Annotated in this window: 42 protein-coding genes; 17 read left to right on the top strand and 25 right to left on the bottom strand. The window is 56.0% G+C overall.

The window, feature by feature from the left end; translation table 11 throughout:
- Entirely contained in the window at nt 1-600 is a 600-nt protein-coding gene (locus ICA16_RS22895; protein WP_210701668.1) for a hypothetical protein, read from the bottom strand.
- Nucleotides 601-681: 81 nt separating this feature from the next.
- Here ICA16_RS22895 and ICA16_RS22890 point away from each other — a divergent pair, with 81 nt between their 5' ends.
- On the top strand, nt 682-1,083 hold the full coding sequence (locus tag ICA16_RS22890; protein WP_210701667.1) for a hypothetical protein: 402 nt from the start codon (nt 682-684) through the stop codon (nt 1,081-1,083).
- A 72-nt stretch (nt 1,084-1,155) separates the two neighbouring features.
- On the opposite strand, the gene ICA16_RS22885 is transcribed toward ICA16_RS22890, so the two are convergent.
- The 17 genes from ICA16_RS22885 to ICA16_RS22805 form a co-directional block, all read right to left on the bottom strand.
- Nucleotides 1,156-1,656 (bottom strand): DUF2514 family protein, encoded by a 501-nt coding sequence (locus tag ICA16_RS22885; protein ID WP_210701666.1) that lies wholly within the window; start codon nt 1,654-1,656, stop codon nt 1,156-1,158.
- Nucleotides 1,653-2,018, bottom strand: coding sequence for a hypothetical protein (locus ICA16_RS22880; protein WP_210701665.1), 366 nt, complete (start codon nt 2,016-2,018; stop codon nt 1,653-1,655). The genes ICA16_RS22885 and ICA16_RS22880 overlap by 4 nt, the downstream gene beginning before the upstream one ends.
- On the bottom strand, nt 2,015-2,353 hold the full coding sequence (locus tag ICA16_RS22875; protein WP_210701664.1) for an MFS transporter: 339 nt from the start codon (nt 2,351-2,353) through the stop codon (nt 2,015-2,017). The genes ICA16_RS22880 and ICA16_RS22875 overlap by 4 nt, the downstream gene beginning before the upstream one ends.
- Nucleotides 2,354-2,593: 240 nt before the next feature.
- Nucleotides 2,594-3,451 carry a putidacin L1 family lectin-like bacteriocin gene (locus ICA16_RS22870; protein ID WP_210701663.1) on the bottom strand — a complete coding sequence of 286 codons (858 nt, stop codon included), beginning with the start codon at nt 3,449-3,451 and terminating at the stop codon, nt 2,594-2,596.
- Nucleotides 3,452-3,550: 99 nt separating this feature from the next.
- A complete protein-coding gene (locus tag ICA16_RS22865; RefSeq protein ID WP_210701662.1) occupies nt 3,551-3,805 on the bottom strand; it encodes a hypothetical protein in 255 nt (84 codons plus the stop codon).
- A gap of 30 nt (nt 3,806-3,835) precedes the next feature.
- A complete protein-coding gene (locus tag ICA16_RS22860; RefSeq protein ID WP_210701778.1) occupies nt 3,836-4,018 on the bottom strand; it encodes a Com family DNA-binding transcriptional regulator in 183 nt (60 codons plus the stop codon).
- Between the two features lie 288 nt (nt 4,019-4,306).
- Nucleotides 4,307-4,888 (bottom strand): hypothetical protein, encoded by a 582-nt coding sequence (locus tag ICA16_RS22855; protein ID WP_210701661.1) that lies wholly within the window; start codon nt 4,886-4,888, stop codon nt 4,307-4,309.
- Complete coding sequence (locus ICA16_RS22850) at nt 4,885-5,496, bottom strand: recombination protein NinG (RefSeq protein WP_210701660.1); 612 nt, start codon at nt 5,494-5,496, stop codon at nt 4,885-4,887. Before ICA16_RS22850 ends, ICA16_RS22855 begins: the two co-directional genes overlap by 4 nt.
- Nucleotides 5,487-5,717 carry a hypothetical protein gene (locus tag ICA16_RS22845; protein WP_210701659.1) on the bottom strand — a complete coding sequence of 77 codons (231 nt, stop codon included), beginning with the start codon at nt 5,715-5,717 and terminating at the stop codon, nt 5,487-5,489. The genes ICA16_RS22850 and ICA16_RS22845 overlap by 10 nt, the downstream gene beginning before the upstream one ends.
- Nucleotides 5,717-6,115 (bottom strand): recombination protein NinB, encoded by a 399-nt coding sequence (locus ICA16_RS22840; RefSeq protein WP_210701657.1) that lies wholly within the window; start codon nt 6,113-6,115, stop codon nt 5,717-5,719. Before ICA16_RS22840 ends, ICA16_RS22845 begins: the two co-directional genes overlap by 1 nt.
- A complete protein-coding gene (locus ICA16_RS22835) occupies nt 6,112-6,369 on the bottom strand; it encodes a hypothetical protein (RefSeq protein ID WP_210701655.1) in 258 nt (85 codons plus the stop codon). Before ICA16_RS22835 ends, ICA16_RS22840 begins: the two co-directional genes overlap by 4 nt.
- Nucleotides 6,369-6,563, bottom strand: a complete 195-nt coding sequence (locus ICA16_RS22830) for a hypothetical protein (protein WP_210701653.1) — start codon at nt 6,561-6,563, stop codon at nt 6,369-6,371. The genes ICA16_RS22835 and ICA16_RS22830 overlap by 1 nt, the downstream gene beginning before the upstream one ends.
- Complete coding sequence (locus ICA16_RS22825) at nt 6,563-7,369, bottom strand: ATP-binding protein (protein WP_210701652.1); 807 nt, start codon at nt 7,367-7,369, stop codon at nt 6,563-6,565. The genes ICA16_RS22830 and ICA16_RS22825 overlap by 1 nt, the downstream gene beginning before the upstream one ends.
- Nucleotides 7,359-8,165, bottom strand: a complete 807-nt coding sequence (locus tag ICA16_RS22820; RefSeq protein WP_210701651.1) for a phage replication protein — start codon at nt 8,163-8,165, stop codon at nt 7,359-7,361. Before ICA16_RS22820 ends, ICA16_RS22825 begins: the two co-directional genes overlap by 11 nt.
- The gene (locus tag ICA16_RS22815; RefSeq protein WP_210701650.1) at nt 8,165-8,794 is read right to left on the bottom strand and encodes an HNH endonuclease; all 630 of its coding nucleotides are present in this window, start codon (nt 8,792-8,794) and stop codon (nt 8,165-8,167) included. Before ICA16_RS22815 ends, ICA16_RS22820 begins: the two co-directional genes overlap by 1 nt.
- A 317-nt stretch (nt 8,795-9,111) precedes the next feature.
- Entirely contained in the window at nt 9,112-9,312 is a 201-nt protein-coding gene (locus tag ICA16_RS22810; protein WP_039012569.1) for a hypothetical protein, read from the bottom strand.
- Nucleotides 9,313-9,341: 29 nt separating this feature from the next.
- On the bottom strand, nt 9,342-9,536 hold the full coding sequence (locus ICA16_RS22805; protein ID WP_028236757.1) for a Cro/CI family transcriptional regulator: 195 nt from the start codon (nt 9,534-9,536) through the stop codon (nt 9,342-9,344).
- 108 nt (nt 9,537-9,644) lie between these two features.
- Here ICA16_RS22805 and ICA16_RS22800 point away from each other — a divergent pair, with 108 nt between their 5' ends.
- From ICA16_RS22800 to ICA16_RS22755, 10 genes are all read left to right on the top strand, one after another.
- A complete protein-coding gene (locus ICA16_RS22800) occupies nt 9,645-10,436 on the top strand; it encodes a LexA family transcriptional regulator (RefSeq protein ID WP_210701649.1) in 792 nt (263 codons plus the stop codon).
- Between the two features lie 407 nt (nt 10,437-10,843).
- The gene (locus ICA16_RS22795; protein ID WP_210701648.1) at nt 10,844-11,578 is read left to right on the top strand and encodes a hypothetical protein; all 735 of its coding nucleotides are present in this window, start codon (nt 10,844-10,846) and stop codon (nt 11,576-11,578) included.
- A 406-nt stretch (nt 11,579-11,984) separates the two neighbouring features.
- Complete coding sequence (locus ICA16_RS22790; protein WP_210701647.1) at nt 11,985-12,353, top strand: hypothetical protein; 369 nt, start codon at nt 11,985-11,987, stop codon at nt 12,351-12,353.
- A gap of 564 nt (nt 12,354-12,917) precedes the next feature.
- Entirely contained in the window at nt 12,918-13,355 is a 438-nt protein-coding gene (locus ICA16_RS22785) for a hypothetical protein (protein ID WP_210701645.1), read from the top strand.
- Complete coding sequence (locus ICA16_RS22780) at nt 13,352-13,543, top strand: hypothetical protein (RefSeq protein ID WP_210555436.1); 192 nt, start codon at nt 13,352-13,354, stop codon at nt 13,541-13,543. Before ICA16_RS22785 ends, ICA16_RS22780 begins: the two co-directional genes overlap by 4 nt.
- Nucleotides 13,540-13,734 (top strand): hypothetical protein, encoded by a 195-nt coding sequence (locus ICA16_RS22775; RefSeq protein ID WP_210555435.1) that lies wholly within the window; start codon nt 13,540-13,542, stop codon nt 13,732-13,734. The genes ICA16_RS22780 and ICA16_RS22775 overlap by 4 nt, the downstream gene beginning before the upstream one ends.
- Nucleotides 13,735-13,890: 156 nt before the next feature.
- On the top strand, nt 13,891-14,640 hold the full coding sequence (locus ICA16_RS22770) for a hypothetical protein (protein ID WP_210555434.1): 750 nt from the start codon (nt 13,891-13,893) through the stop codon (nt 14,638-14,640).
- Nucleotides 14,637-15,200, top strand: a complete 564-nt coding sequence (locus tag ICA16_RS22765; RefSeq protein ID WP_210701643.1) for a siphovirus Gp157 family protein — start codon at nt 14,637-14,639, stop codon at nt 15,198-15,200. Before ICA16_RS22770 ends, ICA16_RS22765 begins: the two co-directional genes overlap by 4 nt.
- A 7-nt stretch (nt 15,201-15,207) precedes the next feature.
- Entirely contained in the window at nt 15,208-15,729 is a 522-nt protein-coding gene (locus ICA16_RS22760) for a hypothetical protein (RefSeq protein WP_210701641.1), read from the top strand.
- A gap of 72 nt (nt 15,730-15,801) precedes the next feature.
- Nucleotides 15,802-16,113 (top strand): hypothetical protein, encoded by a 312-nt coding sequence (locus ICA16_RS22755; RefSeq protein ID WP_210701639.1) that lies wholly within the window; start codon nt 15,802-15,804, stop codon nt 16,111-16,113.
- An 81-nt stretch (nt 16,114-16,194) separates the two neighbouring features.
- Here the strand turns inward: ICA16_RS22755 and ICA16_RS22750 are convergent, their stop codons facing one another.
- Together ICA16_RS22750 and ICA16_RS22745 are read right to left on the bottom strand one after the other, a co-directional pair.
- Nucleotides 16,195-16,791 (bottom strand): hypothetical protein, encoded by a 597-nt coding sequence (locus ICA16_RS22750; protein WP_210701637.1) that lies wholly within the window; start codon nt 16,789-16,791, stop codon nt 16,195-16,197.
- Between the two features lie 138 nt (nt 16,792-16,929).
- The gene (locus ICA16_RS22745; protein WP_210701636.1) at nt 16,930-17,970 is read right to left on the bottom strand and encodes a putative phage abortive infection protein; all 1,041 of its coding nucleotides are present in this window, start codon (nt 17,968-17,970) and stop codon (nt 16,930-16,932) included.
- Nucleotides 17,971-18,018: 48 nt separating this feature from the next.
- On the opposite strand from ICA16_RS22745, the gene ICA16_RS22740 reads away from it, so the two are divergent.
- Nucleotides 18,019-19,692: a DNA cytosine methyltransferase gene (locus ICA16_RS22740; protein ID WP_210701634.1), complete on the top strand. Its 1,674-nt coding sequence runs from the start codon at nt 18,019-18,021 to the stop codon at nt 19,690-19,692.
- Here the strand turns inward: ICA16_RS22740 and ICA16_RS22735 are convergent, their stop codons facing one another.
- The gene (locus tag ICA16_RS22735) at nt 19,693-19,914 is read right to left on the bottom strand and encodes a hypothetical protein (RefSeq protein WP_210701632.1); all 222 of its coding nucleotides are present in this window, start codon (nt 19,912-19,914) and stop codon (nt 19,693-19,695) included. It lies immediately after the preceding gene.
- A gap of 105 nt (nt 19,915-20,019) precedes the next feature.
- On the opposite strand from ICA16_RS22735, the gene ICA16_RS22730 reads away from it, so the two are divergent.
- A complete protein-coding gene (locus ICA16_RS22730) occupies nt 20,020-20,361 on the top strand; it encodes a hypothetical protein (RefSeq protein ID WP_210701630.1) in 342 nt (113 codons plus the stop codon).
- A gap of 32 nt (nt 20,362-20,393) precedes the next feature.
- On the opposite strand, the gene ICA16_RS22725 is transcribed toward ICA16_RS22730, so the two are convergent.
- The 3 genes from ICA16_RS22725 to ICA16_RS22720 all read right to left on the bottom strand — a co-directional run bounded on the left by ICA16_RS22725 (nt 20,394) and on the right by ICA16_RS22720 (nt 21,544).
- On the bottom strand, nt 20,394-20,624 hold the full coding sequence (locus ICA16_RS22725; RefSeq protein ID WP_210701629.1) for a hypothetical protein: 231 nt from the start codon (nt 20,622-20,624) through the stop codon (nt 20,394-20,396).
- A 185-nt stretch (nt 20,625-20,809) separates the two neighbouring features.
- Complete coding sequence (locus ICA16_RS28245; RefSeq protein WP_228734214.1) at nt 20,810-21,139, bottom strand: hypothetical protein; 330 nt, start codon at nt 21,137-21,139, stop codon at nt 20,810-20,812.
- A gap of 102 nt (nt 21,140-21,241) precedes the next feature.
- Nucleotides 21,242-21,544: a hypothetical protein gene (locus tag ICA16_RS22720; protein WP_338049956.1), complete on the bottom strand. Its 303-nt coding sequence runs from the start codon at nt 21,542-21,544 to the stop codon at nt 21,242-21,244.
- Nucleotides 21,545-21,591: 47 nt separating this feature from the next.
- Between ICA16_RS22720 and ICA16_RS22715 the strand changes: the two genes are divergently transcribed.
- The 4 genes from ICA16_RS22715 to ICA16_RS22705 are packed head-to-tail and all read left to right on the top strand — an operon-like array spanning nt 21,592 to nt 22,819.
- Nucleotides 21,592-21,918: a hypothetical protein gene (locus tag ICA16_RS22715; RefSeq protein ID WP_210701628.1), complete on the top strand. Its 327-nt coding sequence runs from the start codon at nt 21,592-21,594 to the stop codon at nt 21,916-21,918.
- A gap of 49 nt (nt 21,919-21,967) precedes the next feature.
- A complete protein-coding gene (locus ICA16_RS28240) occupies nt 21,968-22,198 on the top strand; it encodes a hypothetical protein (protein ID WP_228734213.1) in 231 nt (76 codons plus the stop codon).
- Nucleotides 22,195-22,356, top strand: coding sequence for a DUF7694 domain-containing protein (locus ICA16_RS28575; protein ID WP_422662533.1), 162 nt, complete (start codon nt 22,195-22,197; stop codon nt 22,354-22,356). Before ICA16_RS28240 ends, ICA16_RS28575 begins: the two co-directional genes overlap by 4 nt.
- Nucleotides 22,357-22,378: 22 nt before the next feature.
- Entirely contained in the window at nt 22,379-22,819 is a 441-nt protein-coding gene (locus ICA16_RS22705) for a hypothetical protein (protein ID WP_228734212.1), read from the top strand.
- A gap of 55 nt (nt 22,820-22,874) precedes the next feature.
- On the opposite strand, the gene ICA16_RS22700 is transcribed toward ICA16_RS22705, so the two are convergent.
- On the bottom strand, nt 22,875-23,084 hold the full coding sequence (locus tag ICA16_RS22700; protein ID WP_210701627.1) for a hypothetical protein: 210 nt from the start codon (nt 23,082-23,084) through the stop codon (nt 22,875-22,877).
- Nucleotides 23,085-23,135: the final 51 nt, after the last annotated feature.

The raw sequence follows: 23,135 nt of genomic DNA, 5'->3' as shown, positions 1-23,135 counted from the left end.
TCAGGCGTCCTTCGATAATTCGTCCATCATCTTCGAGAGTTCGTCGGCTTCGTCCGTCTTCTCCTTCTCGTCCAGGCTGTATGCCTGACGCTCCAGCACCTGCAAGTTTTTCATCGCAGAGGAAAGCTGGAACAGTGTTTTGGAATTGCTAGGCAGCGCCACAGCGGCGAGCATCGAAGCCCGGCGCATGCCGTTGTTGTCCTCGGACGTTTCCGCTTCGATGTCTTCTTCGATCTCGACGCGGCGCTGAATGGTCGACAGCAGATCATCCATCAGCAGGTTCGCAAGATTCGTCGCCTTGCGAATGTCTCGCCGGTGACTGCGAACCACCCGGGCGCCTTCCTCTGCGGCCTCTTCGATGATCTCCGCATCAAGTTCGCAGTTCGCGCCTTGGTCGTTGCGAACCTCTCCGCGAACCAGCTTGCTGCGAACCTCTTTGCGCACCTGGTCAGAAAGGTCTCTCGCCCATCCAAGGGCTTTGGCCTTCTTCCTGATTGCGGTGTCGCTTACACCTTGGCGCTCAGCGATTGTTCGGATGGAAAGCGAACCAGCCCGGTAGGCTCGTTCGATCGCCTCCCAGTCGGGTTGCTTGGTTGTCATAGCGCTACTCGGAGGCTTGTAATGATGGCTGGATGCCGGTATTAAGTCCGCGCAAACATCGGTGCAGAACTAAGGTAGGAAATGGAAAACCTGACAAAATTGCGAGTCGCGCTGACAATCGGAGCACTTGTCGGGCTTCTGCCAATCACCCTCCTCTTCGCAGCTGGCATCGTGGGTTTGCTCATTCCACTCTTTCTTGTCATCCAAGAGCGCCCTCTAGTCCTGCTGGGAGGTATATGCGCCTTCATCGTCTCGTTGCTTGCGATATGGTCAACATGGAAAATTTATGCCCTCGCGATGGCAGCGTCACCAAACGTGCGCAACCCTCGAACGCTCGCATTGGGTGCTGTGGCTGCCATGATTTGGGGGATGTTTCTCGCTTACTATCTGCGCGGGCTTCCCGAACTCACGTGCATATTCCTAATGCCTGGAATAGTCTCGACAGCCATGCTCGCCGTTACGTTGAAAAGGCAGAGAGCCTGACGCAGGTGGTACACCCCTAACGTCGTTCATTTGATGCGACACAATTTGCCCACTCGCGAAACGTGTCGCGACCTACTTGCTCTTCTGTGCTGCGGCGTATGCCGCCTCACACGCAAAGCCGGCTATTCGGCTTCGATCAAGCGCTTCTGCCAGTCTTCCCGCTTCTTCGTCAGCGCTTCTACGCAGGTCGGCGAGCAGAACGGCAAGGTCGGCTCTTGCCTGGCTTCCGCTGGCAACCTCGGCAGAACAGGACTGTCGCTTGGCGAGGAGGTCGGTGATTTGCTGCTGCAGGCTGCGAGCCCTGTTATCAGCAACAATAACGGCAGCCGAAACATGCTCAGTCTTGGCTTTCGCATCGTCGGAGACTCGGTTGATGTCATTGGTGATCTCGCGCTGAAGGCGGAGCGTGTTGGTGAGCGAATCCACACGGGCGTTTGCAGTGTCGCGCTCGCTCGTAATGGCTGCTCGATCACTCTTCACGCTATCCAGCCGAATCGCCAGGTAACTAATGGAGCCAACGGCAGCCAGGGCAACCCACAGCCAAATCGGGACCAACCGGATAAGACCGCTCACGGGAGTTTTCTCGACGGCGCCTCTCCAGGCTTGTCCGATCCCGTCTGGCGATCGCAGCTCAGGCATTGTTCACAGCTCATCGTGCGGCAGAGCCAGGCTTTCACTCGCTGCCACCAAATGACCATGAAGATGTGTCGCAGACCTGCGAGCGCAAGCGATACGTGCAACGTAATCCCGGCGGTGGTCGGCCCCATCATGAAGATGTTCTGCTCCCGGCTCATCACGACAAAACCGCTGATGGCGATCGCCGAATAGATCAGCTTTCCAATGACACCGTCCCGCACTCGTCCGCTAAGAACACACCAGCTCGCCCAGAAGGCAATCAAGCCGCAGGCGATGGAGTTGATCAGTTCAAGATTCATGGTGGATTGCCTCCCCCGAACCGCTGGCGAATAAGCGCCCAGAGGTCAGCGGCTTTGATGGCTCGGTTGATGGCTGCCAGTAGCGAACCACCGAAGGTGCCGAGCAAAAAGCCAATGCCGGCGACGATCTTCGGCTCAGTCACGCCCAAGTAAGTGCTGACCATGCTCGTGAGATAAAGCGAGCATGCGATACCGGTGATCAGGAAGATCAGCCAGGCACGCCAGTCTGCTAGATCGTCCTTGTGCCACCAGCTCGCGACGACAGCGCCGACCAGTCCCGCGATCAGCAATTCAAACCTGTCGATCTTGTCGAGCAGGCGCTGCAAGTACTCCATGCGCTCGACTCCGTGGGTGCATGATTGAATAAGTCGGCGTCCGCTGCACTCCCAGCTCGGAGCAATGGGTGTGGGGAGCCGAAAACGAAAAAGCCCCGATCAATATCGAGGCCTTGAAATAGGTGCGAAACATCTCGCTTTTAAGAGGGTCGCCCATACAGGCGCAACCCTTTTGCTACTCCCGCCTCATCTGCGCGGGCTGAGCCTGGGCATTACGCCGCAAGTTTGTGCGGGTAACGATCAGAACTCCCAGCCGATATGGCCGTAGGTTGGGTATGGCGCGGTACCGTTATGTTCAGGACTGGTGGTATCGGGGTAGTACACCTTGCGTCGACGCACAGTCGGCGTGTAGCCGAAACGAGCCCAAACCGGGCTTTCCTGAATAACAGACAAGTTGCCATTTGGCTGCAGACGCAGAGTAGCGCCAGGATGGCCGCCGGTGCCTGCCTGCCAGATCGGTACGTCATTCGCCGCGTACACCACGAAATTACCATCCGCTTGAAAAACGGCCTTAACTGCACCTTTATTCTGGGTGTAGCTGGCCCAGCGAACACTCCAGTTCGGCCCGTAGTTCACAACGTTGCCGTCACCTTGGAAGATCAGTGCACCATCGCCACAGCTGTAAGGCACCCCCATCTGCAGCTCGGCTGGGCCTCCGAACAGAATTGCGCCGGAAGTCGGATCCAGCGGAATGGATGGAGTGCCATTCCAAATCGCCTGAGAATCAATCAGCACGATGTTACCGTCGTCCTGCAACGACATATGAGTTCGGTTCCACTGATCCTCGCTGGTGAACGTCGAGTTGTTTGTCAGCCAGGTACGGCCCCGAGTCGGATCATCGAGAAACGCGCCATATTGAACGTAGAGTTGCACCGGCACCTTGTACCGCAATGGTACGGTGGAGGAGTAAGGCGTAGCTTCGTTGGCGACCCAAACCACTACACCATTGTCCTGCAACGCCAGGTTACCGTCGGTTTGAAGCAACAGCTTGAATCGGCCGTTTGGCGAAAGTAGGAACTGCCCTGCGGACATTGTTTGGTAAGCAGGGAGAATCGAAGTACCGCTTCGTTGAAACGGAGTACGTGTACGTCCAGCCATGTTGTTCACCTATTGAGTCGAATGATTGTTCGCGGAGGATTCCGCTTTCATGTCGCTCAAAGGCGATCGAGATGAGCTCCCGGCTCTTAGATTCGTGTGTTAGGCGGTTCGGTAAGCAAGAGCTACGTCGTAGCCCGACCAGGTCAACTGATAAAGCTGCACGCCGTCTACGCCAAACCCGGCGTACTCGACATGACCAGCATCAAGCAACAGTTTTAGGTGTGCGTACTCGAGCTCATTGCCGTTCCGCCCGAATTTTTTCTTGAAAACAGCCAGAGCATCGACACCACCGATTGGTGCGACATCACGGAAACCTTCCAAGATATTTTTTACAGTGTTTGCGTAACGATCCATGTGTTTCTCCTTAGAGTTGTCCCGTCAGCCCTATGCCGAAAGGGATCCTGCAGCTTTAACCGCAGGCAGTTCGCTCAAAGGCGATCGCTCGAGGCTCGTGGCCTTCTCATGATTCAACGTCCCGCATCGGGAACATTTGATCTGGAGCTCGGTAAACTCACCCACGCGGGCGAGAAGTCTGTTGCATTTTCCGCATCTGCATTCTTTTAACATCTGCAAGTCCATTTGTTTTTCTGCTAGGCTCCGTCCCGCTCGCGCGAGCAGTGAGGGCCTTGGCTGGCTTGCAGGCTCTATCTGCGATCTGGCGTCTCTTTTGGGTGTTAGCGCACCCTCTGGAGTCGCCCTCTCTTTTTTCCGCGCGCATAAAAAAGCCCCGAAGATGTCGGGGCTTTTTGCTTTCTGGCGGACATAAAAAAACCGGCTCGCTGGCCGGTTTTTAAGTAACTTGCCGTAGGCAAAATACTAACTATGGGGAAATGATGCCCTCAGCCGTGCGGGAAGTCAAGCGGCCTCTTTCATCTTGTAAATCACTCCGCCGATTGGACTCAATGCCCGAGCGTCGATGTCGTAACAGGCATCGAAGCAAAGCTGCACGAATGGCTCCCAATCACGGCCCCAGGCTGCGGACGGCAGCTCGACTTCGTACTCCCCTTTCATCCAGGCTCGGAACAACTCGGGCTTTATCAGCGGATCTGCGTTGGCCGATTGTCCGCCTTGGTGCATGTAGCGGTAACGACGGAACACGCCCTTGGCAACGTACTCGGCCCGCTCCCGCTTGCTGGCGGTCATGCGTGCTGCTCGCGAACATGCAAGATTGAAAACCGCAGCTTCGGCCTCCTCCCGATCATCATCTGTCGGCTGAGCCGCATACATGGCATTGCCGAAAGCCCGAAGTTGAAAGTGAAGCCGTGCGATAGCCGACTGAATATGACCGGCTAGCGTTGCGTGCATCGCGGGATTCGCTGTCGGGCCTCGCTCAGTGCTCTGCACCACCACACCCAATTCAGCAGCATCAGAAGTTTGGCCCGGGGCCGGGTTGTAGTTGCAGTCGTGCCAAGCTTGGCGCGCGGAATGGATTTTCATGCTGCCGTCCTCTTCAGTTCCCTTGTTTTCGCCCTATATTCGGCCTTGATGGTTTTGATTTCTTCGACGGTGTACTTGCGGGGCTCATGAGGCCCTTCCAGCCAAGCAACGGTTTCGGCGCCGATGCGCAGCACCAACCGGATGCGGTACTCGACCGCGTTACCGGACAGGTTGCGGTTGCACTTCACGCACTGGCGATGAATGTTCAGTGGCTCGAAACGCAGCTCAGGACAGGCGCCGACGGATCGGTAGTGGCCAGCGTCCCAGCGGCTGCCCGTCATCAGGTCGTTGTCGTTCGGCATCGAGTCGCAGCTGATGCAAGGGAGGTGAGCGTCACGCAGGCGGACGTACTCGTTGATCGCAGCCTGGGCTTCGCGCAGGTGATCCGCCCTGGTCTTTAGCTTCTCCTTGCGGACCTTGATCTCGCGGCGACCAATCTGAGCCAGCGCCTTGCCGGCCTTCGCCTGATTGACTTCCTTGATGGCTAGGCCGCACTTGTATCCGCACACCGCCTGCCCGAGTCGCTGCGGAACGAATGAGTCCCCGCAAGCTGGGTTCTTGCACTTCTTCGGTTTCGGAGCCTTCTTCTCCTTGAGGGCTACGCGCATTGTTCGATCTCCTTGGGAACAATCGTCGCGTGAGCAGACCGATAGCTGTAATCACCGCACACCGAAACTACGGTGTAGTCCTTGAAGCCCAGACGGAAAGTGTCGCCACACTCTGGCGGCGTTTCTTCGGCAGTTTTGATGATCGCGGTGCCCTGCAGATACCAGGTGACAAGGCACTTGGTAGGCGCGTCGGCGATGGTGAAGGCTTTGGCTTCTCGCATCAGTAGCGCCCTCCCCATTTGTCAGACTCAGTCCAACGCACGTCATGCTCGGCGCCGAAGGCATGCATCAGCTCGAACAGATCGCTGAACCACTTCTGCGACTGCTTGCGGGTCGATACGGCCATCACCACGAAGCCACCGTCGAGGCCTGGCTCTGCGCGCTGCTTCTCCAGCGAGGCACTGAAAAGGCACTTCCAGTCCTCACTGGTCAGCTTCTTGCCGTGCCAGATCACCTGCTCGGATACGTCCTTGAGCATTGCCCACATTTTCCGGTTGCAGACGTCCGGGCGTTTCTCGTCCTTGATGACCACGATCTTGGGTTTGGTGAAGTCGGTGGCGTGCAGGACGCCCATCAGACGGCTGATATCGCGCTGGCTGCGGATGGCGAACTCGTTCATTGCCCGAACTCCCTCAGCAATTGGCGCGCACCCATGACGGCGCCTCTGTCGCCAGATGTTTTGCTGATGTCTGACAGGTATTCGCGCAGTCGCTTGTTCTCAGCCAACAACTCCAGCGCTACTTCCTCCACGGTCTTCTCCCCGAGGAATTCCTGCAGCGCCTCGGTGTTGCGCTTCCAGTCTGCGCAGTCGGCACGGTAGGACGCGGCTTCAGCCCACAGCAGCTTCTGGAGTTTTTGTTTGTCGATGGTCATCACTTCGACCCCTCGCCGAAATTGCACGAGATAGCAGCGCTCTTTACCCACGCAGACCAAGCATGCTGGGTGCCGTGATCGACGTAAAAACCGCCAATTATCTTGTCCAGCCTCATCCCTTTGCTTTTGGCGTCCGCTTCGAACGCCGCTTTTTCAGCGTCCCAATCAGGCTCAATCAAGAATTGTCCAGTCATCAAAAGCCCTCCTTGCCGCGCTGAGATTCCCAATCGAACGGGACCACGATCATTCCGCCCTCGCGCAGGCGATCGACGCAGCGGTCACCCATTGCAGCCGGCAACTGGCTGGCTTCGAGGTTGGAGATCACCACCGTCGGGCGCTCCTGCTCGTACCGGCCATTGATGATTGCGAACAGGGTCGTCAGTTCGAAGTCGCTCGGCTGCTCCTTGCTCACGCCCACCTCATCCAGCACCAGCAGATCGGGATCGATCAGGCTCGACAGAATCTCGGCCTCGCTGCGTTCGCTGTGCTTGTCGTACGTGGAGCGGATCGCCTGCAGGATTGCGCCGACAGTGCGGTACACGGCAGTGCGTGACGTGTTGTGCAGCAGCTCGTTGGCCATACCGGCGCCGAGATGGGTTTTCCCGGTACCGGGCTTGCCGATCATCACCATGCAGCGACCGGACTTCAGGATCTCGTCGAAGATCTGCACGTAGTGCTGGCAGAACCGGAGGGCTTTGCGCTGGCCGTCGTTCTCGGCCTGGTAGTTGCCCAGGGTGCGAGTTGTGAAGCGTTTCGGGATCAGCGCATCGCCCAGCTTGCGAGCGAGGGACATACGCAGTTCCATCGCCTTGTTGGCCTTCTCGGCCGCGTCGGCTTTCTCGCGGGCGATACGGCTGCATTCGGGGCAGTTGCTTCTGAGCTCCCGGCCGAGCACGGCATAGACCTTCTGCTCGTAGGCGCCGTGGGGTTCGCACTCAGCAGGCTGGATGCGGGTTCCCGGCGGCAGTTCTGGTGTTGCTTGGACTGGCTCAGAGCGCATAGCTGCCATCCTCCCGCTGCTTCAATCCGGAGGTGTAATCGCGTTCAGCGAAACCGGTGTGGCGCGATTGTGGGAACGGGTGCACGTTGCTGGCGACTTTCACTTCGTCTTCCCAGCGCTTGCCGTTCAGCCATGTCGCTGGGTGGGGAACGAACTGTCCGCCATCCTTGACCCATGCCTCGCAAACGACTTGCGCGGCCAGGCCTTCAGCAATCTGGCCGAACAGGTCAGCAGTGACCTTGAGTTTCTTCCAAGCTTTTTCAGCTGCGGCCTTACCCTTCTTGTTCGGGTACAGCTTCCAGAACTTCGGGAATAGGTCGTCACTCGGCGAAGTCGGCAATGCCGGAGGCGTTGACGCGTTGAGGGGATCAGCAATCAGGGATCCGGAATCAGGAATCAGAGAATCAGCCGGAGCGCTACCGAGAATGGCAGAAGTACTTCCGCCAAAATCGGTAGTGATACAACCCTCTGATGCAGAAGGGATAACTGACTCCGGTTCATTACGATGCGGGTTCTGATGTTTGTCGAAGTTCTCAACCTGGATGTACCGCTTCGGACCGACTGAGTACCGAACGATGAAGCCTTCGCTTGCGAGGAACCTCAAAAGCCCCTCGACATCCAGCCCGTCGCGGTACGGGAAAAGCTCTCCCTTGATTCGCATAGGGCGATCTTCCAGACGGCCAGCCTTGTCAGCCAGCAGCCACAATCCTTCGAAAAGAAGCGTTGCCATCGGATCAGCGACGCCAAGGATTTCATTCTTGAACAATGCCGGTTTGATGTTACGTGCGCGGGCCATTACGCAACCCTCTTTGCTTGGGGCACAGCCGATCTGCGACGCCCAAACTTCCGAGCCTCGTCAGTTGCGCCATGATTGGGATGGAAACCGAGAACCAGCTCAGCGGCCTTTCTCGCTGCCGTTGCTTCGCTCAGAGTCGAGAATCTGCCGAGACGGATCTTCTTGCCGCTGACCTTGATTCGAGCAGTCCAGAGGCCGCACTCAAGCGCGACACCGGTCACGCCGGAAGTGTTGTCTATTCGGATGTGCTGATTTCGTTGGTTTCCCTGGGCCGTAACTTCGCGCATGTTCTCAATGCGGTTGTCGTCTCGGACACCATTGACGTGGTCGATCTGTCCTTCAGGCCAGCGACCGTAAGTCATAAGCCAAATGATTCGATGAACACGGAACTGCGCGCCTTTCACGCGGACCCGCAAATACCCATCACCATTTGGAGACCCAGCGAGACAGCCTGGCTTTGCTCGCCGACCGCGAGCCACCTTATTGATGAGGTTCCCATCCCGGATTTCAAAAAGCTCCAATGCTTCTTTTTGGGTGAGAAGAGATTCGATTTCTCTCCGCGACACTTTTTCTTCGGAGTCGAAACGTGTCGCGACACCGACGGTATTGCTTTGTTTTGCCTGTTCCATATAAGATTGCCTCAACTTGATGTAGCAATTAGCCGGGGCGCAATCCCGGCTTTTTTGTGCCCGCTGATTGGTGAGGGCCTCTTGCCTACCCCGAAGAGTCCCTCTCAGAGGGGCTAATTCGGGGCACCAATTCCAATACCCTCGCCCTTCTCCTTCCAACTTCCGAAAGCGCGCCACTAGCGATGGCGGTTTCGGTCATTTCGTTGATGGCGCGACTGAAGCTCCAGCCATTGGCGCGCATCAACTCCTCCACCCTTTTCCGCGTTTGCGGAGGCAGCTTTTCAAGTTCAATGCTCATTCGGGCCTCCAAAAGGCCTCTAGCCCGCGATATCTTCTTGTTTGTCCTGCATGAGTTCCTCGATCACGCCATTGGCCACTGCCCACTCGATGATTTCGTAGAGGTAGGTGGCGTGCTGCATACGGGTTTTGGTCGCGGCCTTACGCAGAATCCGATCAAGCACTGGTTCAAAACGAACCTTCACCGGGATGGCGCGCTTTTGATTGGGGTCCATGTACATGCTTCGATGCTCCTGGCTGTTGAAATTGGTTATGCGGCGGATTTCTGGGACGGAAACGGACGCTGCTCTTGCGCCGACAAGCTGCCGTCGTCTTCGAGGGTCACGTACACATCACGGCCTACGCGGATCGCCTTGCTGAGGGCGCCCTGCGTACAGCCGAGCAGCTGCGCGGCCTTTGTATGCCCGTGTTCTTTGGCAAATTCGGTGAGTGGGATTCGGCGCATTGCGGCGTCCTCTGCGTAGATTTCGCCACAAGTATGACCGCCGGTATTGTTAACAGTCAATACCGGCGATATTGGTTAAGTAAATACCGTGGGTAATAACATCACTCCATGAAAAAAGACTCCCGACGGCTTCCGTTATCTGACTGGCAGCTGCAAGACAGCGCTCGTCTGAAATCCCTCTTCCAGGCAAAGCGCGGGGAGCTGAAGCTCACCCAAGAAAAACTCGCCGCAGAACTGGGCGATGGCGTGACGCAAGGCGCTGTGAGCCACTTTATGAATGGGCGCACAGCCTTGAGCGTCAATGCTGCTGTGGTTTTTGCGAAAGCGCTGCAGGTCCCTGTGTCGGATATAAGTCCAACACTTGCCGCTCAGATCGAGAAGATGGCGGCTTCGCTTCCGGATATGCGCCCTACTCATCGAGAGACAGACGACATTCGCGTACCGGCGAGGAGCTTCGATCTCCGAAATGAGCCGGCCTACACAGGCGTATTGCAGCTCACCGCACGCGGCTCGACCGGTGAAGGCGACGACAACCCTCACGTAGAGATTCGTGGCGTCATGGCGTTCAAGTCGTCTTGGCTGCGCGCGAACAACCTGAACCAGCGACACCTGGACGTCATTTACGCGAACGGTCACAGCATGGAGCCCACCATCAACGATGGCGACGTGCTGCTGGTGGATGAATCAAAGATTGAGCCTAAAGACGGCCAGATCTTCGCCATGCAGAGCGCCACCAAAGGGACGATCGTGAAGCGCCTGGTGAAGTCGGATATCGAGGGCTGGATTATCCGTAGCGACAACTCTGACAAGGCGCGTTACGGCGACGAGATTTTGCGCGACGGCGAAATAAACGAAGTACGGATCATCGGGCGCGTCGTTTGGCGTGGCGGGATGCTGTAAGTAATAAATTAAGCGCGCAGCGCATGGAGAGCACGTGAGCACAGAGCCGGATATGGTGAATATTGGTGGAATTCACGACATGCCTTACTGGTGTGAGCCCAAGGAGATTTTCGCCTACCTGGATACGATTGCGCCTCAAAGAGGGTCGAGATTTTTATGCCCGGTTTGCTCAAGTAACCAATGGGGCTGTTCGACGATAGGCTTAACAGACGAGGCAGGGGTTACGAAAGACGTCGTTGCCCCATGCCAATTCCCGCTAAGAGCACCTGGTGGCGGTACGGTTGGAATGAACGGTAAGGAGCTTCCAAATTATCATTACGCCCTGACTTGCTTGACGTGTGCAAACACGATTTTCCTCAACGCAGCGATGGTGCAAGGTCGTATCCAACTCTTGCGGGAGCGGTCGGATGAGCAATCCTAGATTGTTTCAGGACTACCATCTTCCTAATGGCATAGGGCTTGCTACCAACCCTTCTAATGATGATTGCGAGAACAAGAATCTTGATGAGGTTCTGCAAGGCATTCAGTCAGATTATTCAGTTGATGAATTCACACGACTGCTAGAAAGATATGAAAAATCCTTAACATCAAAGGCAGCGCTAGGCCCTCTCGGTTTTTTACACGACTCCTATTTTCAGAAAATGTACAGCCTTCTGAGCCCGATGCCGTTACCGCTTTATGACAAACATGTTAGGAATGCCTTCGTACACTTGGGGGTTCGAGAAGAACCGAAACTATCGAATGATGACAAGCCAGACGATGCTGTCCATACTGAAGACATGACTGAAATTACGCGTGACGAGCTGAAAGCCCATCTTGAGAACCAAGACCTCAAGGTCGACGCTCGCCTTGGGAAATTCGAGCAGCGAGTCTCTGATGGTCTCACAGAGATGAATCATAGCTTGCAGTTGCTCGACAAGGACCTCGCTGGTCTTCGAGGACTCAAGGGCACCATAATCCTAAACTCGGTTTTATCCGTAATCGCTGTCGTTGGTATCGTCATCGCGGTGATGGCTTATGGTACGTCGAGTTTCGATTCTGGTAGGGATACGGCACAGCTCCTCCAAGAGCTTCGCCAGCAATCGTTCGAAAATAAACAAATGCTCGAACAGATAAAGGCCAACCAAACGCCTAGTAAGTAAGCAGTGAGCAAGCCCGGCCCAGCGCCGGGCTTCTTGTTTCTGCCCTCCCCGATCTGATCCGAAGCCCGCCACTGAGCGGGCTTTTTCATGCCTTTTGAAAAATACATGACCGGCGGTATTGACCATATACAATACCGGAGGTATTGTTCACCCATCGCAGCGACACACAGCCACTGCGAAGGGCCTCAAGAGACCCGCCGCTCTTTCACAATTTGGAATCTTCGCGGATCGATCCCCGGAAACGGGCATAGCGCGAAACACAAACTTCGATCTCCATGCAGGCTCTGGAACCTGCCGGACTCCCCATATGGGAGGACGCCAAACCATGCAAGCCAGCCGGCGAATAACACTGAACACGAAATGTGTGACGCCGGCCAGGTGGGGAAACCGCGGCGCCGAGCATGGGATGGAAATCGAACTCTGGCAATTTTTGCCATGGTTCAAAAACAGATTTCACTGGCTGGCCTTGGCGACAGGGCCAGACGGGAAATCAACCGAGGGCAGGACGATGCGACCAGTAATGACGATGAAGGCGCTCCACGACAATTGCGGGCGCCGGACAGGAATCGAAGATGCGGCCGAGGGTAAGTTTCACGGCTGGGGAGTTGAATACGAAGAGTTCGAGAGCGGGCCCGGAAACTTCAGCGTGGCAATCGTCGAAATGGCTGATGGCACGATCCAGACCTTGATGCCTTGGGCGATTCGCTTTCTCGACAGTGACAAAGCGAAATCCGACGCCCTTGACCATTCGCTGAGGCACCCAATCAGCGGCTGAACAACCAGCGCCACGACAGCCCTGTCGTTAACTGCCCGATCCTCTCTACGAGAGCGCATCGGGGTGTGATCTGAGGCCAAGCCTTGGGCGGCGGATGTGCCAACAGGTAGTCTTCAGGACTGCCCCATTCGCTTAATGCCGGTTGAGCCCCGGCCAGATCCTACCCCGATGCGGACGAAACTGCGGCCTATAACCGCCCACCTGCATCGCAACCAACTACCGAGGAATGCTCGGCAGTTGCCTTCAATCAGAGGAATGGCAGCCATGTAAAAGTGAGCGATTCACCTGCGCGGCGCGGCAAGCCTGAAGTCCGGCGCCCATCACTCATACAGGCAGCGGACAGTAGGCCGTCGATGTCACCGCGCATCGGCCGAATGCGGTAGGCCACCCCAGCCCACGAAGACAACTTGATGATGCAAACCCGGTCTGTCGCCAGCAGCGAGACCGGGCCACTTTCCCCGACCAATCCCGAATGCACTCCCCTCCGCGCCCAACGGCAACCAGCGGAGCGGATGAGTGCATCCGAGTTTTGTTGGATCAACACCCGCCGCTCTGGAGGCAACCATGAACGCAGCAATGAATATCTGTCAGTCCATGCACGATGCGAAGTTGCCTCCGGCGGTGAGCGAGCCGGACGAACAACGGGAGTGGATGGAAAGCGCCGCTGAGCAGTTGGTGTGCGGTTCGGATGTGGAATGGAAGCGCCGATTTGCCCCGGTCCAGAAGGTGACCAAGGCGCAATATGCCGAACACCTGCAGCACCACCTGAACCAGCGGCAGATCGACGGGCTGGATGATCGCGACTCGTTCGCCAACCTGGTGTTGGCCGTCGTGGTCGGCAGTCCGTCCGAAGCGCTGACGCACGCCAAGCACCTTCTGGGGAGTAACAGCCCAGTCACGCAACTTGAGGCGATCGCCGCCGACTTCCTCCGCCCGCACGCTGCCAATGCCGTAGCCGCGGAGTGCGAGGCGGCCGAAGACGATGTGGATGGCGACTTGTGAGCCCTCACATCCTGATCGACCAAGCCCTTGATGGAGTGTCGGCGCCCGCCGGCGAAGAAGACATCAGCCTTCTGGTTCAGGGGTTGATCACCCGCCTCTTCACTGACGGCGCGATCACCATCGACGAGTTCAACCACTACTGCAAACGTCTGCGTGACACCTGTCAGCGGCGCAAGGAGGACGCATGAGTACGGCACCGGTTAAATCGCTGATCGACGAGCAGCTAGAAGACATCGAACACAAGATTGCCCTGCTCGGCTTTGGTCTTCCTTTCAACGAGGTGATCGGCCGCAAGCGCGAGGAGCTGGTCGCTAATCTCCCGCAGCGCCTGGCGCCATCCATGAAGGGCAAACGAATTGCCGTGAAGGTTCGGCCGTGACCGCTCGCCAATGGGCGCGCCGCCTGATCATCTGGCGCGGCGCGTTCTCCTCCCTCGGCGTTTTCACCTTCCTGATGCTGCTCAGCGCCCTCGCCGATCGCATTACTCAATAACCCCATCTTTCAAAGCCGCCCTCCTGCGCGGCGGGAGATAGTCATGTCTGCACCTAACCTAGCTCTATGGGAAGAGGTCGAAAAGACCGACCCAAAATTCACAAAGGAATACACCGGTCTCGGCGGTTTCACGGGTACTGCAGTTAATGCCCAGTATCTGGCTAAACGCGCTACTGAGCAGTTCGGCCCATGCGGTGCCGGCTGGGGTTACGACGTCATCGAGGAACGCTTCGATATCGGCGGCCCACTTTTGAACAAAGAAGGTTCGGTGCTGGCACATGCCCAGGTGCACACCCTCAAGGTCGCGCTTTGGTACTTGGGCGGCGACGGTGAGCGCAAGACAATTACGCACTACGGGCACACACCTTTCATCACTCAGAACAAATTCGGGAGCATCAGCACTGACTTCGATGCCCCAAAGAAATCCCTCACTGATGCGATCGGCAAGTGTCTGAGTCAGCTCGGCTTCTCCGCCGACGTTCGCTTGGGTCTTTACGACGACATTCACTACGTCAACGAACGCCTAGGTGAAGCAGAAATTGAACGCGCCGAGGACAAGATCGAAGCGAAGGAACGTTTGGCTGCCGAATACCGCGATTGGCTAAATGAAACACTCCGCCTGATCGGTACCGCGCAATCACTCAACGAGTTGGAGCAGCTCTACAAATCAGCGATGCGCAAGCTGGACTTGCGCAAAACCGAACCAGAGTGCGCTGCCCACAAACTCAAATTCACGCGCGCCAAAGACGCCCGTAAAGCAGACCTTGAAGATGCCTTGGAGGGCGCAGCATGACCGATCTCTACAAACTGAATGTGCAGATGGCCGAGCTCGCAGCCTTGGCTGACAGCGACGAAGAAGGACTGCGCCAGGCCATCCAAGACACCATGGACGGCATCAAAGGCGAGTTCGAAGTGAAGGCTGATAGCGTCGTCATGCTGCGTCGCAACATCGAAGGTGACATCGACGCAATCGACAAGGAGGTCGACCGTCTGAACGAGCTCAAGCGCATCAAGAAAAATACCGTTGGGCAACTCAGCGATTACCTGCGCCGGAACATGGAGGCCGCAGACATCAAGTCGATCAAGCGACCACTGTTCACTATCACACTGGCGCTCTCGCCCGAGAGGGTCATCGTCGACAACGAGCAAGCAGTTCCTGACGAGTTCGTCACGTTGAAGAGCGTGATCACTCCAGACAAGAAAACTATCGCCGTGAAGCTCAAGGAGATCCGCGAGCATAACGATGCGGTGCGCAAACGCATCGATGCAGGCGAAGACGCGGAGCATGAGCTGCTGCCGGAACCGGCCTGGGCCCACCTTGAGCGCGGCGAAAGCTCGATCCGGATCAAGTGAGGCCAGCATGATCAGTAACCACCTCAACGACGTCGAGCGTCGGCGTCAGGACGCAAACGACCTTTCCGCTCAGATTGCCCAGTACCTGGCCGCTGGTGGAAAGTTCGACGTGCCAGAACCGGCGCCGATCAAGTTCACCAGCACCTCCGAGCGGAAGCATCCACCAAGCTTTCAGCGCCCGAGTGCGAAGGACGAAACGACTGCGCGCGTCGCACGAATCCGAGCAATGGCCAAGACACTGACCCGGAACGAGATCTGTGAGCGGGAAGGAATCGCGCTGGCCACGCTGAAGGCGATCGCCACCAAACACGCCATCAAGTTCCAAGTTCGGCAGAAAATCGGCACCGCGCCAAACAAAGCGCCGCCAGATGTGGAAGCGCGATTGGTCGCTCAGATCAATGAATGCATCGCCGGCGGCATGAACCGGAGCCAGTGCTGCAAGGCTCTGGCGATCAGTTACAACATGCTCGACCGGATCACCCGGGACAACGAGATCGACTTCCCAAAGCTGAAGCCAGCATTTCGATGAAGCGAAGGCCCCAACAACGCAAACGACAGACCTGGCTGGACTTGCCGGCCAGCGGAATTGGAGAGGTACGCCATGGCCAAGACTGGACAGGAGCGCTCTGCAAAGAGCGCGGCGAAACGCAAGGAGCGAGGCGAGGAAGAATTGCGTCACCGTGTCCGCCAGGGTGAGAAGCAGATGCTTTCCGACCTCATGGCTTGGACTGAGGACACTGAGCAAGCGTCGGTTATGGCCGGATCTCTGCGATATGTGCACTCGCTCGGTCCGGACGGCGCGCGTAAAGCTCTTCGTTCGCGCCACGTTTACGATGTTAACGAAAACGTGGCGGTAGAACTCTACATTCGCGGACAGCGCCAAGCCTCACGGCTCGACGCTGACGAGGCATAAACCACTTTGCTGGTTGCATTCGGCGAAGAGCAATCCTAGATGCCCTGCGTGGCTTTTCGCATCATCGAATTTATGGCGAAATCAGACATAGGATCGGAGTTTGGGACGCTCAAGTTTTTTCCCAGCGCACTCATTATAAAGAACATCAAGCGCATCAACTGCTTCTTTCAGAACGTTCAAAGCATATCCAGGAAAGCCGTCCACATATTCTTCTAACAACTTATCTTCACAGATTCTAATAATCGAACTTCGAATATGTCTCGCCTCGGCAAGGCATTCGTAGGTGACCTTTGACTTTTCAAACAGCTTCTTATCAATTACTGCTAAGTCTACGACTACTTTATCGAATATAGAGGTATAAACGTTCCAAAGCGGCCCATACTCTCCCTCCCTGCCTACATGGACAGCTATCTGCTCAGATCCAGAAGACGTTCTCCTATACGAAATGCCAGTAAAGTGCTCATCATCAATAGCATGACAGATGCTCGTCAAGTAATTCAATGTCCAAAGATTTTTTTCAAGCTCCTCACAAAGAAGTATTTTATAGGCTGATATTTTTCTTTTGCGCTCCGAGAACCGCTTAAAGAATTCGACAACTTCCTTAATGATGAACAACATCACAGCGGCTAGAACACTAACAGGCAGTATTGAGTCTATTTTGCTCTGCAATTCAATCATAAACCCGATTATCCGATTTTGTGTTGATCGCCCGTAATGTCTTAACCCCTACCAAATTGCCACCACCGGTCACAGAGGGCCGTGCCTGACTCACGTTAACGCAGCGATCCGAGAGCAATATTTTCTGCCAGTAAGGCATCATTCCTCCTCGACTTCCATTCGAGATGGCTTCCTACCACGATCTCGTTCTTCATACTTGTCGCGTACGAGATCAATAATATCTTTCATATCCATCTCTTCGAAATCTGCATACGCTAGGGGGTTATAGAGCGCTTTTACGGATTCATTTGAGCCAATTGAGCGTGGATCCAACGTCTTCAACATAGAATATTTTTCTACGTAGAACTTGAGGCCGCGCCCTTGCTCTGAAAGACAGTTAAGAAATAAGCACGCAACCTCGCTACTGCTGAGCTGTGCTCTTAAAATGTTCGCATAATCTCTTTGAGCCCTATATAGACGAACCGTCCGCCTCATCTCCATGCCTAAATGAGACTTGGATGAAGACGAAAACGATGTCCGCCCAAACCCATCGACATATTTCAATATCTGGTACAAATTCCTAAAATAGTGGCCTACCGAACCAACATGAGCATCGAGAAACTCCTGAGATTTAAGTGTTACGTTTTTTATTTGCTCCTCACTCGAAATATATTGTTGAGACATCAAATAATCCCGTCTTAGATATCTTTTTGCAATATACCGAAACGCTTCCTCCCCTGAGTAATGCTGTTTAGTAGTATGTGCCACTGTTATTTCCATGTTCGTTGATAACCGCGAATGAGCCTCAAGCAGTCTGAAAAAAACCGACTCGAAATTTTGCCTTTCAAATATTTCGCTCTGCTTGGTTTGTATGCTTTGAGCGTCTCTGGCATCTTTACGAGCAAGCGCAAGCTCCTCACGTTGTAGAGAAAGGTTGTAAAGGACTGCGATAAGCGCGCAGAAACTAAGAATCGGATTCAAAATTCCGCCGACGAAATCCCCTATTTGCCCCCAATATTGCGCGGTTTCAGGATGTTCAATTTTAACAAGCCACAAATCAAGCCCAAGCTGAAAGTGCGCAAAAACTAAAGAGGTAATTATCGCTGACAATACAAGTGCCAAGATACCTAAAAGGTATATGTAGTTTTTACGTATCCAATCCAAGCGACTTGGGTGTCGGACTTTTATCGAGACTTTCATAACCCATCCCAAACAATCAAAGCCCCAATATACCGGCAGGAGGCCATCATGCCCATCACTTACGGCTCGGTCTGCTCCGGCATCGAGGCGGCAACGCTCGCATGGAAGCCTCTCGGGATGCGCGCCACCTGGTTCGCCGAGATCGAAGCCTTTCCCAGCGCGGTGCTGGCCCATCACTACCCGAAAACGCCGAACCTCGGCGACATGACAAAACTCGGGGCCCAGGTGCTGGCCGGCAAGATCGCCGCGCCGGACGTCCTCGTCGGCGGAACACCGTGCCAAGCCTTCAGCGTGGCCGGGATGCGCGAAGGCCTCACCGACCCGCGCGGCGCCCTCACCATCAAATACGTGGAGCTCGCAGATGCAGTTGACTATGTTCGAGCAGGCCAGCGAAAGCCGCCCTGCGTCATCGTCTGGGAAAACGTCCCCGGTGTCCTCAGCGACAAAGGCAACGCCTTCGGATGCTTTCTTGGCGCGCTTGCTGGGGAAGACTGCGAACTGCAGCCTTCAGGGAAGAAATGGCCGGACGCTGGTTGTGTGTATGGACCCAAAAGAACAATCGCGTGGCGGATCCTGGACGCCCAATATTTCGGCCTGGCCCAACGACGCCGCCGTGTGTTCGTTGTCGCAAGTGCTCGAGATGGATTCGATCCCACCGAGGTACTTTTTGAGCGAGAAGGCATGCGCCGGGATACTGCGCCGCGCCGAGGCGAGGGGCAAGACGTTACCGGATCAGCTCCTTTCGGCCCTGCGCTCCAGTGCGGATGCGGATACACCTTCGACGAGTCATTAGGGCAGTACGGCTGTCCGAACTGCGAGGGCGACGAAGGGCCGGCGGTTGATGTGTTCTGCGGTGTGCCGGCGTTCGGTGCTGGCAACAGCTCAGGATCAGTCCAGCGATCAAGTACCCTCACCCATCACGGCGGCCGGCAGGACTTCGAAAGCGAGACTTTCTTTGTTGCGCCAACGCTCGCAGGCGGCGGACGCAAGTCCGGAGGCTACTCGCTTGACGATATCCCAATCACCGCGCCAGCACTTCGGGCCCAGGCACAGAGCAGTCACCGCGCCGACTCTGAAGCGTTTATTGTGGCTGGCACCCTCAATGCCAACGGAAAGGCGGCCGGCAGCGCAACTCAGCAGGATGCAGAATCCGGGCTTTTGGTTGTGCATGGCACGCAAGACCCGGGCGTAAGTGACTCAACAGCCTTCGCACTCGGCCGCAATAACGGACAGGAGAATGCGATTCTCGCCTTCTCCTGCAAGGATCACGGTGCAGACGCCGGCGATATCGCACCCACGCTGCGCGCTATGAATCACTCCGGTAGCCATGCCAATGGCGGCGGACAAGTTGCGATTGTAGCGGCGGTCTCGCCGACGCTTAGATCAGGAAACATGCGCAACAACAGCAACCCGGTGACTGAGGCAGAAATGCTGGTTGGCGGCTCTAAGGTTCGTCGATTGATCCCGCGTGAGTGCGAACGCCTTCAAGGAATGCCCGACGACTACACCCTGATCCCTTGGGATGGATGGCGAAAGCTGGATGCGGACGAGACTCCGGAGCAATGCCTAGCCGATGGAATGGATGTGCGACAGGCGAAGAAGAGCAAAGCATGGTATGTCCGTGACGCTGACGGGCCGCGCTACAAGGCGATCGGGAACAGCAAGGCGGTCACCGTCGTGCGCTGGATAGGTAGGAGGATTCTGAGACAGATTGAACGCTGATCAACGAGAGCCACCTTCAAAGCTGCCCGGCAGAAAAGGCCAACCTCCGCGCTTTTTCTTTCCTGACTTCTCTGCGCTGGCAGCTATGCGCTCGCGCTCAAGCTTTTCATAGAGTTTTGCCTGGTACTCAGATGGGGTCGACTCAAGCAGTTCTTTCATTTCCTTGAAAGGATGTTTTCTCTTAAGGCGCTCAGCCCTAGTTAATCTCTTCTTGCCTTCCATGAACTCAATCCTTCCGCGCCGCTGACTTGTTTCAGCAAAGTTAGCTCAGCCCATTTAAAACTTCCACCCTCCACCGCCCGGGCATGCCCCGGCATAGGACGCCCCATGCCCTCAGAAAACACTGAACTTGGCTTTAATCTGAATACGCCAGATGGCGGACGCGGTTACGTCGCCAACCTGTTCAAAACAGTGCTCAAGCGCCACGACTACCGGCAGTACATCAGTGAGCGGTTGGCGGGCGACTTTGCGTGCACACTGGCTCAACACCTGGATCGCATCACCGCCGAGCGTCACGCCATGCAGCAGCGCCTGAACGCAGCGGATCAGAGGATTGATGAGTTGACCTTTCAACAGGCTGAAGCGGTCGATCTGCTCAAGTACCTCAAGGACGAACGCGAATACCCAGATGATTTCGAACAACGCCTCAAAGCCGCAACCCAGCAGTAACTCCCTGCCCCTTCAAAGTCAGCGCCATTCGCCTAATTCGACGTTTCGACTTCAGCCGGAAGCTTGTCGGTGTCAGCGATGGGCGGGGTATTCATAAAAGCATCCCAACTTCGATAGGCTTCGCGCTGCCTTTCGTTGGCAGCATCCCAAGCTGGGCCTGATACACAACTGGATGAAACCAGCGTCATCATTCCCATGGTGGCAGCATCAAGCTCTAAAAGGAGCTGGTGCGACTCAAATCTGAAGTCGTCGATGGAAGGCATAACCTTTCTCCTGCGCGGAACTCACCGCCATTGAGAAACAGCTGCTCCTCGAACAGTCGAGTACGATCACTTCTGATAATTCATGCGGTCTGACCACCGGTCAATTTTACGCTCATCCCTCCGCGCTCAAAGTCAGCCGCTATGGAGACAGCAAGGGGTACTTCATCAGCTTTAAATTCGGAGATCTAAATACCTCGGCTTGAGCCTTTGCGAGGGAGTTGCTCGGGTTTTGAAATCGGCGCGGAGCCCTTAGTCATGGCGACAAACTCTTTTGCACGTGCCAATCCCCAAGTCATGGCCTGAGTCATCGTTTCGCCCGGACGGGAATCGAAGGACTCTTCGAGCAACATCGCTCCATGTTGGCCGTATACGCCTAGGAAGAGCTGCGTTTCGCCGGTCCTTGAGGTGCGAACCTGTACGCTCAGAAATGTGCCATCTGACAATCGCTCATCTTTGTTACGAAAGTGGATCTCAGGATCAGCCCACTTCCAGTAAACGCTTCCGCGTATGCGCATCGCCTACCCTCTATTTGGATGCGCAATTATGCATCAGATGATAAGCGACACTTTATCGCTCAATATCGACGAAAACAGTGACATAGAGCAGCGCATAGCGAATTAGCTTAGGGGGACGTCAGACACTTCGTTGGCATCGACAGCTTCGAGCCAGGCCGCGTAGGAGCACTTCTGCCTTGTAAGTGCGTCATTCCAAATCTTGCCCGTCACCTCACCGGCGACGACAAGCAGCATAAGATGGTTGTTGGTTGCTTCAAGGTCGAGCAAGTAGTGGTGAGCCTTGAATCGAAAATCTTCATCCGTAAGCATTTGAACACGCACGCCCAGCAGGACTGACTCGGAAATACGAGTCGATATTCCTATGAAAGCAGTATGGCACCCCAGTCTGCTGTTAGATACGAACACCCCCCTCCCCCTTCAAAGTCAGCCGCTATAGCGGCAAGGACGAAGTCATGCCTGAAGAAATCAAATTGATCCAGTCAGCCCCAGTCGTGCGGGACGAAATGGGCTCATTCCAGCATCCGGATATGCCCGACTTCGACGAGGGTGACGGCGACAAGTGCAAAGCCTGGGTTGCGGAACAGGGGCTGACCGTTACACAGGTCTGCCTTGAATACGCTGACGAAGCCGTTGCTGATCGCTACTTCGAAGCCGACGCCCCTGATTTCAGTTACTGGGAGCCTGACCGCCCTGAAGGCGAAGGCTGGTTCTGCCTGGCTATTCACAACACCGACGATGGCCCGGTCTGCTGGTGGGCACGCCGCGAGGTGACGCCATGATCTTCGCCCCGCTCTACATGGCCTACCTCATCTACAAGGGGCCGTGGCGATGAACCCGTCCAGGCAACAACGCCGCACGCTGGAAAAGGAAAACGCCAAGCTTCCGACCTACCTTCAGCAAGTCCCGCCGGAACAGTGGCCCGGCTTCAAGCCTCCCGACCTCGTTGAGGTTTGGCGATCGCGCAACTTCCTCGTCCAGATCTATACCGAGCCTGCCGGTTACCAGCGCATGAGCATCTGCCGGTCAACACACAACGGAGACAGCTGGGTCGACCGGTGACGTGGGATGAACTGATGCGCCTCAAGCGAGAGTGCGGGCGCGGCGACCGGGATGCGGTGGAGGTGTTCCCGGCAGATCGCGACATAGTCAACGTCGCGAACATGCGCCACCTGTTCTTCCCGCCTACGGACTTACCCTTCAAGTGGAAGAAGCCATGACCCACCAACCCAAAGGAGGCATGTGCGCCACTTGCGCCCACGCCCACCGCAATTGCAGCCACCTTCCCTTCAGCACAATGCCGCCGCTTTCGAGCGACGGGCAGACGGTGATCGTGCGCTGCACTGGCTTCCAGAGGCGCGAGCGATGAACCGCATGGTCAGCGTCCGCACCGAGGAACTGAACGGCCCGGCGCTGGACTGGGCAATCAACGCGATTGAGGGTGAGCAGCAGCCAGTTGCTGGCCAGCTTCAACGGTTCGCCCAGCCCGACGCCGAGCAACTGATCACGAAGTACGGCGTCTGGGTCGATGTTGGCCACCACAAGCCTTGGCTGGCCGACGTCATCAACGATCCGTTCAACCGCCAGCCAGGCGAAACCCGAACCATCGCAGTGTTTCGCGCCGTGGTTTTCGCCAAGCGCGGGGCGACCGTGAAAATCCCCGCTGAACTCATCCAGCAGTAACCCCTCCCCCCAACTCAACAGCCTGCCGGTGTACGGCCAAGTTGCGGGGGACAACTCAAAACCAGTTCAGCACTCGCAACGCTCTCTCGAATGTTCGCTCGCTCGCTAGGCAGGTCAGCATGACAAGCCCGCCTCCGCCGACGGCGAAAATAAGGCCACCAACTGCATCAATGACGATGAGAAATATTCCCAGCGTCAAGAGTGCGGCACCAAGCAGACCTAGCGACACGCGGCTTTGCTTCTGCTCGGGATACTTGTTGAACATCCATTTACTCCAGATCAGTTTCCTTTCGAATCAACTGTAGCCCATGCGCAA

It is taken from the genome of Pseudomonas anatoliensis, assembly GCF_017976235.1.
In the GTDB taxonomy this organism is placed as follows: Bacteria; Pseudomonadota; Gammaproteobacteria; order Pseudomonadales; family Pseudomonadaceae; genus Aquipseudomonas; species Aquipseudomonas anatoliensis.
This window is presented reverse-complemented; position numbering and strand designations above follow the sequence as displayed.